The 12,745-nt window shown below is 38.8% G+C and carries 16 protein-coding genes and 1 tRNA gene; 12 read left to right on the forward strand and 5 right to left on the reverse strand.

Annotation, left to right across the window (positions count from 1 at the left end; all coding sequences use genetic code 11):
* Positions 1 to 5: 5 nt before the first annotated feature.
* The 7 genes from sufC (at position 6) to HQN86_RS26370 (ending at position 5,104) form a co-directional block, all read left to right on the forward strand.
* Complete coding sequence (gene sufC / locus HQN86_RS26340; protein WP_048904523.1) at positions 6 to 770, forward strand: Fe-S cluster assembly ATPase SufC; 765 nt, start codon at positions 6 to 8, stop codon at positions 768 to 770.
* A gap of 23 nt (positions 771 to 793) precedes the next feature.
* A complete protein-coding gene (gene sufD, locus HQN86_RS26345) occupies positions 794 to 2,095 on the forward strand; it encodes a Fe-S cluster assembly protein SufD (RefSeq protein ID WP_172663808.1) in 1,302 nt (433 codons plus the stop codon).
* A 1-nt stretch (position 2,096) separates the two neighbouring features.
* Positions 2,097 to 3,311 (forward strand): cysteine desulfurase, encoded by a 1,215-nt coding sequence (locus HQN86_RS26350; protein WP_172663809.1) that lies wholly within the window; start codon positions 2,097 to 2,099, stop codon positions 3,309 to 3,311.
* Positions 3,311 to 3,760 carry a SufE family protein gene (locus tag HQN86_RS26355; protein WP_172663810.1) on the forward strand — a complete coding sequence of 150 codons (450 nt, stop codon included), beginning with the start codon at positions 3,311 to 3,313 and terminating at the stop codon, positions 3,758 to 3,760. Before HQN86_RS26350 ends, HQN86_RS26355 begins: the two co-directional genes overlap by 1 nt.
* An 11-nt stretch (positions 3,761 to 3,771) precedes the next feature.
* Positions 3,772 to 4,086: an iron-sulfur cluster assembly protein gene (locus HQN86_RS26360; RefSeq protein WP_068887476.1), complete on the forward strand. Its 315-nt coding sequence runs from the start codon at positions 3,772 to 3,774 to the stop codon at positions 4,084 to 4,086.
* 11 nt (positions 4,087 to 4,097) lie between these two features.
* Positions 4,098 to 4,571, forward strand: a complete 474-nt coding sequence (locus HQN86_RS26365) for an RrF2 family transcriptional regulator (protein ID WP_172663811.1) — start codon at positions 4,098 to 4,100, stop codon at positions 4,569 to 4,571.
* Between the two features lie 98 nt (positions 4,572 to 4,669).
* Positions 4,670 to 5,104, forward strand: coding sequence for a PepSY-like domain-containing protein (locus tag HQN86_RS26370; protein WP_172663812.1), 435 nt, complete (start codon positions 4,670 to 4,672; stop codon positions 5,102 to 5,104).
* 48 nt (positions 5,105 to 5,152) lie between these two features.
* Here HQN86_RS26370 and HQN86_RS26375 read toward each other — a convergent pair whose 3' ends face one another.
* From HQN86_RS26375 to rnhA, 3 genes are all read right to left on the reverse strand, one after another.
* Positions 5,153 to 7,840 carry a PQQ-dependent sugar dehydrogenase gene (locus HQN86_RS26375; RefSeq protein WP_172663813.1) on the reverse strand — a complete coding sequence of 896 codons (2,688 nt, stop codon included), beginning with the start codon at positions 7,838 to 7,840 and terminating at the stop codon, positions 5,153 to 5,155.
* Positions 7,841 to 7,852: 12 nt separating this feature from the next.
* Positions 7,853 to 8,734, reverse strand: a complete 882-nt coding sequence (locus tag HQN86_RS26380) for a sugar phosphate isomerase/epimerase family protein (RefSeq protein ID WP_172663814.1) — start codon at positions 8,732 to 8,734, stop codon at positions 7,853 to 7,855.
* 207 nt (positions 8,735 to 8,941) lie between these two features.
* Positions 8,942 to 9,409 carry a ribonuclease HI gene (rnhA, locus tag HQN86_RS26385; protein WP_172663815.1) on the reverse strand — a complete coding sequence of 156 codons (468 nt, stop codon included), beginning with the start codon at positions 9,407 to 9,409 and terminating at the stop codon, positions 8,942 to 8,944.
* Between the two features lie 177 nt (positions 9,410 to 9,586).
* Here rnhA and HQN86_RS26390 point away from each other — a divergent pair.
* The 3 genes from HQN86_RS26390 to HQN86_RS26400 all read left to right on the forward strand — a co-directional run bounded on the left by HQN86_RS26390 (position 9,587) and on the right by HQN86_RS26400 (position 11,149).
* A tRNA-His gene (locus HQN86_RS26390) sits at positions 9,587 to 9,663 on the forward strand.
* A 156-nt stretch (positions 9,664 to 9,819) separates the two neighbouring features.
* Positions 9,820 to 10,173, forward strand: a complete 354-nt coding sequence (locus HQN86_RS26395; protein WP_172663816.1) for an ISAon1 family transposase N-terminal region protein — start codon at positions 9,820 to 9,822, stop codon at positions 10,171 to 10,173.
* Positions 10,166 to 11,149 carry an ISAon1 family transposase gene (locus tag HQN86_RS26400; RefSeq protein WP_172663817.1) on the forward strand — a complete coding sequence of 328 codons (984 nt, stop codon included), beginning with the start codon at positions 10,166 to 10,168 and terminating at the stop codon, positions 11,147 to 11,149. Before HQN86_RS26395 ends, HQN86_RS26400 begins: the two co-directional genes overlap by 8 nt.
* 33 nt (positions 11,150 to 11,182) lie before the next feature.
* On the opposite strand, the gene HQN86_RS26405 is transcribed toward HQN86_RS26400, so the two are convergent.
* Both HQN86_RS26405 and HQN86_RS26410 read right to left on the reverse strand, forming a co-directional pair.
* Positions 11,183 to 11,440, reverse strand: coding sequence for a DUF3368 domain-containing protein (locus HQN86_RS26405; RefSeq protein ID WP_172663818.1), 258 nt, complete (start codon positions 11,438 to 11,440; stop codon positions 11,183 to 11,185).
* A 189-nt stretch (positions 11,441 to 11,629) separates the two neighbouring features.
* Positions 11,630 to 11,857: a UPF0175 family protein gene (locus HQN86_RS26410; protein ID WP_246269744.1), complete on the reverse strand. Its 228-nt coding sequence runs from the start codon at positions 11,855 to 11,857 to the stop codon at positions 11,630 to 11,632.
* Between the two features lie 133 nt (positions 11,858 to 11,990).
* Here HQN86_RS26410 and HQN86_RS26415 point away from each other — a divergent pair, with 133 nt between their 5' ends.
* On the forward strand, positions 11,991 to 12,416 hold the full coding sequence (locus HQN86_RS26415) for a TOTE conflict system archaeo-eukaryotic primase domain-containing protein (protein WP_172663820.1): 426 nt from the start codon (positions 11,991 to 11,993) through the stop codon (positions 12,414 to 12,416).
* Positions 12,376 to 12,741: a TOTE conflict system archaeo-eukaryotic primase domain-containing protein gene (locus HQN86_RS27215; RefSeq protein WP_394367898.1), complete on the forward strand. Its 366-nt coding sequence runs from the start codon at positions 12,376 to 12,378 to the stop codon at positions 12,739 to 12,741. Before HQN86_RS26415 ends, HQN86_RS27215 begins: the two co-directional genes overlap by 41 nt.
* Positions 12,742 to 12,745 lie beyond the last annotated feature (4 nt).

Consider the following 12,745-nt stretch of genomic DNA (forward strand, 5'->3'; position numbering starts at 1 on the left):
GAATTATGCTATCAGTAAAGAATATACACGCAAACATCGACGGAAGAGAAATTTTAAAAGGAATTAACCTCGATATTAAACCAGGGGAAGTACATGCTATTATGGGCCCAAATGGTTCCGGAAAAAGTACGCTTGCCTCTGTACTTGCCGGCAGAGAAGAATATGAAGTTACAGAAGGAGCCGTTTCTTTCTTAGGCAAAGACTTGTTGGAACTATCAACCGAGGACAGGGCTCGCGAAGGTCTGTTCCTTGCCTTTCAATATCCGGTAGAAATACCAGGTGTAAGTACCACCAACTTTATAAAAGCTGCTGTAAATGAAAAGCGCAAATACCTTGGTCAGGAACCTCTTGATGCCGTTGCTTTTTTAAAGATGATGAAAGAAAAGATGGCTTTGGTCGAAATAGATCAGCGTTTATTGAGCCGTTCCATCAACGAAGGTTTTTCTGGTGGAGAGAAAAAACGTAACGAGGTTTTCCAAATGGCTATGCTTGAACCCAAACTCGCAATCATGGACGAGACTGATTCAGGCCTGGACATTGATGCACTTCGCATAGTTGCAAATGGCATCAACAAGCTCAGAAGCCCCGATCGCGCAATATTGCTGATCACCCACTATCAACGTTTGCTTGATTATATCCAGCCAGATTATGTACATGTACTTTACAATGGCCGCATTGTTAAATCGGGCACTAAAGAACTGGCGCTTGAACTGGAAGAAAAAGGATACGACTTCATCACTGATGAGGTTGATTTAGCTGCCAATCAATAGCAGTCAATTTAAAAGACTTTACAATGAACAATATAACTTATTTTAAAGATCAGTTTGAACAGCTGCAGGAAGCAAATCCGAATGACACAATTGCCGATTTGAGGCAGAATGGATTTGATGCATTCACTAAAGATGGCGTTCCAACATATCGCGATGAAGACTGGAAATATACAAACGTAAGTAGCCTGTTCGACAAAGAATATCTAATAGCAGAAAACTCCACAATTACTTTGGCGGATGTGAACACTATCAGATTACCGGGCTACAAACAAGCAAATGAGCTAGTGTTTGTAAATGGACGCTTTATAGCTAACCTTTCTACCATCCGTTCCGGCACCACAGACCTTGTAGTATTGCCCCTTGAAGAAGCTGCTAAGGGAGAATATAAAGAAATAGTCGCTGCACACTTAAACCAAAGCAGTAATTACTTAAACGATGGCATTCATGCCTTAAATACTTCTTTTATCAATGGTGGTGTTTTCGTTCATGTCTTAAAGGGCAAAGAACCAGAACATCCTGTCTATTGCTATCATATTTTAGATGCGAGGCAAAATCCGGCCCTTGCGCAACCGAGGAGTCTGGTCTTGGCTGACGAAAATAGCAGACTACAAATAACCGAAAGCTATACTACGCTTGGTGCGTCAGACAGTTTTAACAACCAGGTAATGGAAGTAGTGGTTAAAGAGAATGCATATGTAGAGTATTATAAGATTCAAAATGATACCGCAAATGCCAGCCAGGTAAGCAGCACTCATATCAGACAAATTGGACGAAGCTATGTACACACGGTAACCATTACACTAAACGGAGGCATAGTACGTAACAATATGAATCTGGTGCTTGATGCCGCTGGTAATGAAACCCATCTTTATGGTTTGTACCTGTTAAAAGGTAAAAGCCATGCTGATAACCATACACTGATAGACAATTTAAAACCAAATTGCTTTAGCAATCAATTATACAAAGGAATTGCTGACGATACCTCTACGGCCGTTTTTAATGGCCGCATTATGGTTCAACCCGATGCACAAAAAACCAATGCTTACCAGAGCAACAAGAACATCCTGCTATCAGAGAATGCAACCATAAATACAAAACCGCAGCTAGAGATTTTTGCAGATGACGTTAAATGCTCACATGGTTGCACCATAGGTCAGTTAGATGAAGAAGCAATGTTTTATCTGAGGGCAAGGGGCATTCCAAAAGAAAGCGCTGAAGTGCTTTTACTACAAGCTTTTGCTGCTGATATCGTTGACCAGATCAAGCCGGAACCTTTACGTTCTTACGTATCTAAACTTATCTATGAACATTTAGCAATTCAATAACATGGCCATTTTAGATCTCAGACAGCAGTTCCCAATACTTAACCGCATGGTTAAGGGCAAACCTTTGGTGTATTTTGACAATGCTGCCACTTCTCAAAAACCGCAAGTGGTTATTGATGCGCTTACACATTATTACACGCATTACAATGCCAACATACACAGAGGTATCCATACCCTTGCAGAAGAAGCCACTATGGCTTATGAGGCTACCCGTCGTACTGCACAAGAGTTTATAGGTGCAGTATCTGAAGAAGAAATCATCTTTACAAGAGGCACTACAGAAGGGATTAACCTGGTTGCATATACCTGGGGCCGGCAAAACATAGGAACGGGCGATGAGATTATTATTTCTGGCATGGAGCACCATTCTAACATCGTTCCATGGCAAATACTTTGCGAAGAAAAAGGTGCTGTTTTAAAAGTTATTCCTGTTAACGATAATGGCGAGCTTGAAATGGATACCTACAAAGCTTTGCTTAGCAGCAAAACCAAGTTGGTTTCTGTTGTTCATGTTTCAAACTCATTAGGTACAGTTAACCCGATTAAAGAGATCATTGAAGGAGCACATCAGGTTGGTGCTAAAGTATTGATAGATGGTGCACAGTCAGCTGTACATCTTGATATCAATGTACATGAAATGGATTGCGATTTTTTCGCTTTCTCTGGTCATAAAGTATATGGGCCAACAGGTGTTGGTGTGCTTTACGGTAAGAAAGAGTTGCTCGAAAGCATGCCTGTTTTTCAAGGTGGCGGCGAGATGATCAAGGAAGTTACCTTCGAAAAAACTACCTATAATGATCTGCCTTATAAATATGAAGCAGGTACACCAAACATAGCCGATACCATTGCATTAAAAGCAGCACTAGATTTTATTAAAGAAACCGGAAAAGCTACTATAAGAGCCCATGAAGAAGAATTACTTGCTTATGCTACAGCTCAATTCCAAGCCATTCCGGGTCTTAAAATTATTGGCAATGCCAAAGAAAAGGTAAGCCTGATCTCTTTTATTATTAAAGGTGTACACCCTCAGGATGTTGGCGTTTTGCTGGACAATCAAGGAATTGCAGTTAGAACAGGACATCATTGCACACAGCCGTTAATGGCACGCTTTGGCATTCCGGGCACTATAAGAGCATCCTTTGCCCTTTACAACCAAAAAGAAGAAATAGATGCACTGATTACAGGTTTGCATAAAACCATAAAAATGCTTTCATAATGAATATTAAGCCGATACATGAAATAGAAAAAGAGATAATTGAGGACTTTGCATTGTTTGATTCATGGGAAGACAAGTACGAGTACATTATTGATATGGGCAAAAAGTTGCCTGTTCTGGAGGATGAGCATAAGCTTGATGAAAACAAAATAAAGGGATGCCAGAGTACCGTGTGGCTGGTGGCCTCCTATAATGATGGCCGTGTATTTTTTAAGGCCGATAGTGATGCAATAATTGTAAAAGGTTTGATCAGTATGCTTATAAATGTACTATCTGGCCATACCCCTACTGAAATTATTGACGCCCGATTGGATTTTATAAGAGAGATCGGCATGATGACCCATTTGGCACAGACCCGTTCTAACGGTTTACTGTCAATGATAAAACAAATGAAAAATTACGCTATCGCTTTTCAGGCGATTAACAGTCAAAAAACTGATCATAAATAAATTAAAAGGTCATGGATAAAGAAGAATTAAAGCAGAAAGTGATCGATTGTTTACAAACCATTTACGATCCTGAAATTCCTGTAAGTATTTATGAACTGGGGCTTATCTATGAAACAGAGATATTGCCTCCGCTAAACAACGTGCAGATTGTGATGACGCTTACCGCTCCCGGATGCCCTGCTGCACAATCTATCCCTTTAGAAGTAGAGCAAAAGGTAAAAGAAATTGAAGGTGTAAATGAGGTTACTGTAATTGTAACCTGGGAACCTGCCTGGAACAGAGACATGATGTCGGAAACAGCACGGTTCGAATTAGGAATGATGTAATAATAAGAACAATGAAAATTACTGCTCAGGAAGAATATGGCTTAAGGATACTACTCCACATAGCCCGACATGGTGATAAAGAAGGAGCAAGCATTCCTATGATTAGCGACGCAGAGGGACTTTCTGCTGCCTATGTGGCCAAGCTTACCCGTACGCTTCGTCTTGCGGGTTACATAAACAGTACACCAGGTAATAAGGGGGGCTATATTTTAGCTAAGCCTGCCGAAGACATAAACATTAATCAGGTGATGAAGGTGCTTGGCGGTTCTCTATACAGCAATAAGTTCTGTGAGGACTACTCCGGATCATTAAAACTATGCACCAACTCTGTAGATTGTTCTGTGCGTTCTTTATGGCAAATGATCCAGTTATCTGTTGATCAGTTATTGGATCATATTTCACTTAAAGAATTGATTAGTACAGAGCAGGAATCTAACCTTCAGATCATCAACAAAATAAATGCCCTAAGAACGGCTAAACTATAATTTAGCATCTTGCTATAGTATTTGAATAACTTTTTTTCATTTTCTCAGGAGATTTTCCCTTTTCCTTTGTTATAGTTAAAACACTAATTCAACTTATTATGAAAAAGATACTACTGTTTGCGGTTTGCCTGCTTATTTCTGGCTTATCCTACGCTCAGGATATAACCGTTAGTGAGGTTCCTCCTGCTGTATTAAACGCTTTTAACAAGTCGTTTCCAAAAGCTACAAGAGTAGAATGGGAAAGAAAAGGCGACTTATATAATGTCGAATTTGACATAGCCAGAAGAGATCATGAACTTTGGTTAACCAGTAAAGGAGGCATTGTTAAACATAAAAAAGAACTTCGTTCCTCAGAATTACCGGCAGCGGTGTTGAATACCCTTAAACAAAACTATAAAGGATTCAGAATTGATGATGTAGATCGTTATGAAGAGGGTAAAAAATTCTTTTATAAAATTGAATTGAAGAAATTACTCGAGGAACAAAAAGTTATTGTTGACCAGAATGGTAAAATATCAAACAAGATATATTAGATGACGGCAGCTTTAAAAGCATGCCGTCATCGGTAATTTATTTAAGCCCTAAAGGTTCTTCATACTAATTGCCTTTAAGCGGGCAGAAGGCTCTGTAAATACAAAATAAACATTGTATTTACCTTTAAGCACCTCAATATCAGCAATGGTATTTAAACTGCCGTTTTCTTTCGAAGATGATTGCCCGATAAGTTTTCCTTCCGGTGAATCGATGCGAATCTCAATTTTACCTGCCGACACATTGTCTGCACCAATAAATTCAATCTTCTTAATATCCGTTAAATCAACTTTATTTAGTTGCAGATAAGCACCTTTGCTCTTAGCCGTCGCAACAGACTTGTTGTCGTTAAAGCTAATCTCATTAGCGTTATCCGTATTGTTAACAAGCACATAAGGATGGCGCAAAACAACTATATCTTCACCAAACTGCGCTGGCGCAAGTTTAGTTCCATGATCTTTATAGGCTGCTCTAAAAATAAAGCTTCCTTTGTTAGGCTGATCTGGTTGAACATTTGTAGTGTATGATCCTGTTACCGGAAGTGATTTCTGCGTAGTTTTCTTTTCACTAAAGCTCAATACATATTTAATGATCGAGTTCACTTCATTAGTAGACATAGATGAGTGCGCTGGCATCATTGCATCACCCCATACACCCGAACCGCCGTCAATAACCTTTTTAGTAAGCTTTCCTTCTGCAGTTTTATCTCCTTTATACTTTAACGCCACTTCTGTAAATGATGGACCTAAAGATTTAGTATCCACAGCGTGACAAGCATTACAATCACTTTTCTTGATTAAAGCCTTTGCTTTAGCATATTGTGCAGAAACATCGAATTGATTCTGATTTTGCGCTACAACAGTTAAGTCATATCCCTCAGACAAGTAATTGATGGCTACAGAAACCTGGGAAGCCGGTATTCTTTTATCAGCAAGGCTTCCATCCTCCTTATCTGTAACACTAACCGCATAATTGATTATACTGGCAGGGAAATAGAAACTAGAGTTCCCTTTTGTAAAGTTAAACTTAACTACAGGGGTTGCATTTCCGGCTACCAATTCAACCGATTTACTATTTTTTGCACCATGCGGATCTGTAACAGTAAGTGTAGCTTTGTAAACACCAGCTGTTGCCAGTTGTACTTCAGGGTTAGCCGTTTTAAACGTTTGTTTTAACACTCCGCCTTTGGTAATTTTCCATTCGTACTTTAATACATCACCATCACTATCAGTTGTACCTGCCGAAGATAATTTTACTTTTAAAGGCAAAGCACCGGCAGTTTTATTTGCAGTTGCCTGTACCTGAGGTTTGCGGTTACCGCCATTAAACTCAATTTTGATTAACTCAGCTTCCGGATTATCTTTAAAGTATCCGTTTCCATATTCAAGCACATATAAACTACCATCAGGGCCAAATTTCATATCAATCGGACCTCTTAAAGTAAGCTCAGGCAAGAAACGCTCCATAGATTTATACATGCCATTTTCATCAAAAGTTACCGCTAATATCCAGCCACGTACCCAGTCGGTAATTAACCATTTACCTTCATAATATGCAGGAAACAAATATTTAGCATTGGCAAAATCAGACTTGTGAAATACCGGACCACCAACTGCACTTCTGCCACCACTACCCATCACCGGAAACTCTTCACTGGCCGCATAAGGATACCAGATCATGGCTGATACCGCAGGAGGTAATTCTTTTAATCCCGTATTATTTGGGGAATTATTTATTGGTTTTTGTACATCGTACAACTCTCCCGATTTCTTAGTCGCAAAATCATAATAACGATATGCCTGGTTATTCCCTATAAAATAAGGCCAGCCATAGTTACCCGACTTTTTAGCCACATTAAATTCATCATAGGATCTTGGACCTCTAGATTCTGAAGAGTTTGAACCATCCGGACCAACTTCACCCCAGTATAACCAACCAGTATGACTATCTATAGTTAACCTCCAGGGGTTTCTATTACCCATGGTATAAATTTCAGGGCGGGTATTTGCTGTCCCCTTAGGAAACAGGTTGCCTTCTGGAATGGTATATGTACCATTTGGTTCAGGATGGATACGCAAAATTTTACCTCTTAAATCGTTAGTATTACCAGACGATTTTTGAGCATCACGCGGAGCCTCTCCCGGACGTTCGTCGATAGGTGTAAAACCATCCGAAGATCTTGAAAAGGTATTATCACCAGTACTTAAGTACAAGTTTTTATCCTTATCGAATAACATACCGCCTCCTACGTGGCAGCATTCTTCACGTTGAACCACCACGTCTAATACTTTCTTTTCAGTAGTCATGTTCAGTTTACCGCCAGCCCATGTAAATCTGGAAAGCCTGTTTACCGATACATCTTTTGGAGAATAGTAGATGTAAATCCATTTGTTTTTAGCATAATCAGGGTCAAGGATAACCCCCTGCAGCCCGTCTTCACCTTCGGAACGCTCACCTTTTTTGCTTACGTACTCCCTGCTAACAGCAAAATCTGCTATTACATCCATTTTATTAGTTGCAGGATCGTATATTTTTAATTTCCCTTTACGCTCTGCATACAAAACCTTTCCTCCATCCAGAATTTGGAATTGCATAGGTTCTTCTAATTTTTGTTGAAGCACAACTTTGGTAAACCTGTTATCGTCAGGTTTTTCCTGCGATTGCGCCTTTACTATATATGAAGAAACCAATAACAGCGACAATGCTGTTATTGGTTTCAATAATGATAATTTTATCATGTTTGGGGTTAATTACAATTTAGATACAAGGTTACGGAAGTTAACTACACTAGCAGCTACATCAGCGCTGTTGCTTTCCCAGTTGTATTCATATTCAGCTGAGATGGCTCCTTTAAAGTTTTGTCTTTTTAACTCTGCGATAACTGCAGGGATGTTAGAAACACCTTCTCCCCAATGCACGTCATGTCCGCCTTTACCTTTTTCATGAAGATCTTTCATGTGCGAGTGTAATACGTGTCCGTCAAGTTTTTTCAAGCACTCAACAGGATCTAATCCTGAACGTACCCAGTGGCCTATATCAGCGCAAGCGCCTAAGCGTTTGCTTTTCCCTTTAATCGCATTTAACACGATATCAGGATTCCAATAATGAGATGGGTTTGGGTGATTGTGAATAGCAACATTGATCTGATATTTATCGCATAGATCAGATACCAACTGCAAATCTTTCTCATTAGGTTCTGAAGTAATGGTATGAATGCCCATGGCTTTGCAGAATTCGAATAATTTAATCCATTCAGCTTCGCTGTTAGCGCCTGTTACACCAAATGCTACAACTTTTACGTTGTTTTCTTTAAGCTTTGCTAAAACAGCTTGTCTTTTCGCGTCATCCATATCAGGTCCCATTGTTCCTTCTATACCGCCACCTATTTTCTGACCTGGGAAAGCCTCTACATATCTTAAGTTACAGCTGTCGATCTTTTTAATTGCCTCAGCAAATGTGAATAATCTGAAAGTATAAGCTTGAGAACCAAGTTCCCAGCCCAATTTTACTTCCGGATTTTTAGCAGAAGCATTAGATGCTCCTGTCTTTACACTTTTACAGGCAGCAAGACAAGCCAATAAAACAACAGCAAATTGTAGTTTTAAAGCAAATCTATTTTTTAATAAATTCATGTTTGGTTAATTAAAGTTTGAAAATTATCTAGGTTACATTTGTTATTCTATCTCTCCAAAATCTTATTCTGTAAAAAGACGCCAACAATATAGTTATTCTTGAAGTTTTTCCTTTTACTAATGAATCGAAATATTTTGGTTACTAAAAATCGTCTTTTAAATAAGCCGTAAGAATGGACTTAATAAGTTAAATCATGGATAATATGATCAGACAGTCTTACTCCTCTCTATTTCAAACTCGGTATCAACACCCAAAGCACTTCTGTTTTTAGAGGCGGCAACAGCAAGTTCATCGCAGCGTTCATTTTCGGGATGGTTATTATGCCCCTTTATCCAAACGAATTTAACATGGTGTAGCTTATAAACGTTAAGAAAACGCATCCAAAGGTCTTTATTCTTTTTGCCTTTAAATCCTGTTTTAACCCAACCAAATACCCACTTCTTTTCTACAGAATCAATCACGTATTTGGAATCTGAGAATATGGTAATTTCTTGTCCTGGATTTTTTAGTGCATTTAAGCCTACTATAACCGCCAGCAATTCCATTCTGTTGTTCGTAGTTAAACGGAATCCCGCACTCAGTTCCTTATAGTGAGACCCTGAGCGTAAAATCACTCCGTATCCACCTGGCCCTGGGTTGCCGCTAGCTGCTCCATCGGTATAAAGTTCAATCATATGTTAGGCAAATCTAGCTTTTTAAGCCATAAAAGCAATTTTTAGGGTACTTTTTATATTTCCACCAGAATTTAATCCACTGAGATTTAATCGATTAAAAAAAAGATCTGATCTAACTGAAAAAAGATTTGAATAAAATATTTTAAATCGTACTTTTGTAGCGTTGAAAAACACATGGTGGTTTTAGCTCAGTTGGTTAGAGCATCGGTTTGTGGTACCGAGGGTCGTGGGTTCGAGCCCCATATTCCACCCCAAGTTTTTGAAAAGCAGTCTGAAAAGACTGCTTTTTTTGTATACAGGGTATTTTGGTATGTCAGAAAGGGACAGTTTAGGGATCAAGCGGAATTCTTGGGGGGGGAAGAAAATAATTTCTTTCTTTTGCGATTGTAAATCAAACGACAATTTTCATTTTGAGCGCAGCCGCAGAAACCCTTATCAGTTTATTATTACCAGAAGGCATTCTGGATTATTTTGAATTAACACAAGTAGAAAAAGAAGGTAAGATGTTGAATATCTACCTTGAAGAGAAAAATATAGGCCCTGATGGCTATACAAACAAAGACCTTGAGTCCAAAGGATTCTTTCCAGAGGTGAGTATCCAGGATTTTCCGATCCGCGGTCAAAAAGTCGCTTTATGCATTAAACGGCGTCGTTGGACAGTTAAGAAGACTGGAGAGATCATCAGCAGGGATTGGGATTTAGTAAGAAAAGGGGCACGAATGACGACGGAATTCGGCCTTTTTTTAAAAGGAATATTTGGATAATCATCCTATCAGCTGTTACCATTTAGGTCATTACTTTCAGGTAGAGGGCAAACAACTACAGGAACAATACAAAGCGCATATCAGTGATTACAATAGTTGGGAGCAAAAAGATCATGCAGACCAGTGGATGTTGTTCACAAAGAATATCAGTCCATATTTGAGCATCGACGAGACTGCTTTATCCAATGGAGAATTATATACCATCATCACTAATAAGACTGCAAAAGGTCGTAAAGGCGCTATTGTAGCAATGATCAAAGGTACAGTAGCCGAGGATATTATCGTCGTACTGAAAAAAATACCCGAAAGACTTCGCAAACGAGTACAGGAAGTCACCATGGATATGGCTGCAAACATGCAGTTAGCAATTAGGAGATGTTTTACCAATGCGCACAGGGTTATCGACCGTTTCCATGTTCAAAAGCTTGCTTATGATGCTGTACAGGAATGCAGGATCAAATACCGATGGGAAGCTTTGGATGCAGAAAATGAAGCGATTAAACAAGCAAAGAGAAATAAAACCATCTTCCGTGGGGAGGTACTTTCCAATGGAGATACGCTAAAGCAATTGCTGGCCAGAAGCAGGTATTTGCTATTCAAGCACCATAGCAAGTGGACGCAGGTTCAAAAAAATCATGCGGAACTACTCTTTGAGCGATATCCAGAATTAAAAAAGGCTTATAAACTATCTCTTAGATTAGGCGAGATATTTAAGGTATGTAAAAGCAAGGAGCAGGCATTTAAAAGACTGGCATTATGGTATAATGATGTGGAAGATTCCGCAATAGAAGCATTCAGAACAGTATCCAGATCCATACAGGCTCATTATTTATCTATTCTGAATTTCTTTACTAACAGATCAACGAACGCTTCTGCTGAATCATTCAATGCAAAGGTCAAAGCTTTCAGAGCAACTTCCAGAGGGGTAAGAGATGTCAAATTCTTTCTGTTCAGACTTTCTAAAATCTATGCTTAAAGTTTCTTCCCCCCAAGAATTCCGCTTGATCCATCATTCTCCAGCGTCTTTAATAATCTGTGTAGTTAACCAATCAGAAATCCGAAAATTAGTTTGTTGTATTTTGACAATGTATGGTTTAACTGCTGGAATGATACCGTTAAGCTTTGCGTTAAGTATAACACCAACGGTTCCGGTGATGTTAAGTTCAAGCTTTTTAGCAAATCTCCTAGCTCCTGCATCATCTATAATGAGTAGGTCAGCATGGATTTCTGATGCAAGCGCCATCGCACTGGCCTCACCTATATCCACAGTTTCAGCATAATTATATAATAAATCACGATTCTGCAGGCTGTTACATCAACCCAATTAGGTAGTCTTTTACCAAATTCAGCAGCTATCTCAGGAGTTGTTATTACTTGTTTGTACAAGGATTGGAGCAAATGCATACCATCTATTTTGTCCAGCGTAATGAAACAGCTGGCATCGGTAATGACAATTTTATCCTGTATGAGCATGCTTAAATGTTTCAAGATCTTCAGCTGCACTTTCGTCCAGGTAGTGCACGTCGTATTTGATTAAGATTTCAGCAAAATCCCATTTTTTCATTTGGCACATTTCAGCGGCTTGTCTTAAAGTAAGCTTACCTGCTTCATATAGCTTGGCTGCAATAAGGCGTGTTGTTTCATCATGCTCTCTCTCAAGGGCATCAGGAACTTGTATGGTCATTGTAGTCATGATATAAAGATACGTATTATTAAAATTTAAAACAAAATGGGTGCTGATGATAGAATGGATTTTGATATATTACAAAGGGTAATTATTCTATTTTTGTTTAATTTGCTATCTCAGAATTTCAACAGTGGACAATCTACTATTATACAGGTCTTTATTTAAAGGGCGCGAAGATGTTTATGCTATTCATTGGTCAAAAGGAACTAAAAGTGGTTACATGCCTGCTAAATTATATGATCCTTATATCAGCAAGGTTTATAAAAAAAGTACAAACCCCAATAGTTCAGAGACCGCAAATTATCTTCCTTTGACTGACGATCAAATTCAAAGACATCTTGAAGGTAGACAGCTAACAGGATTGCATCCACTTTTACAAGACAATACGTCTTGGTTGATAGCGGCAGATTTTGATAAAAATAGTTGGTTGGAAGATTGTAGAAGTTTCATTACTATATGTGCAAGCTACAATATCCCTGCTTACCTGGAACGTTCGCGCAGTGGTAAAGGTGGGCATGTTTGGATATTTTTTAATCAACCATATCCGGGCCTTTAAGAGCAGAATAATTGTACTTACTTTATTAGAGAGAGCAGGGATAGTCTCTACTTTTGACAAAAACTCTAGTTTTGACAGATTATTCCCCAATCAAGATAAACATTCAGGTAAAGGATTTGGAAATCTGATTGCCTTACCTTTGTATAAACCTACATTGGAACTTGAGAACAGTTGCTTCATTGAGTCAGAAACAGCTCTCCCTTATAGAAATCAATGGGAGTTTTTAAGCAGCATTCGCCGAATTTCTATCAATGACTTAGACCAAATATTTCTTTCGTTGACCAGTTCTAAAAGTTTAAACGTTATTGAGCCAGGCAGCTTGTAATTAA

The sequence above is a fragment of the Pedobacter panaciterrae genome (genome assembly GCF_013204795.1).
In the GTDB taxonomy this organism is placed as follows: Bacteria; Bacteroidota; Bacteroidia; order Sphingobacteriales; family Sphingobacteriaceae; genus Pedobacter; species Pedobacter panaciterrae.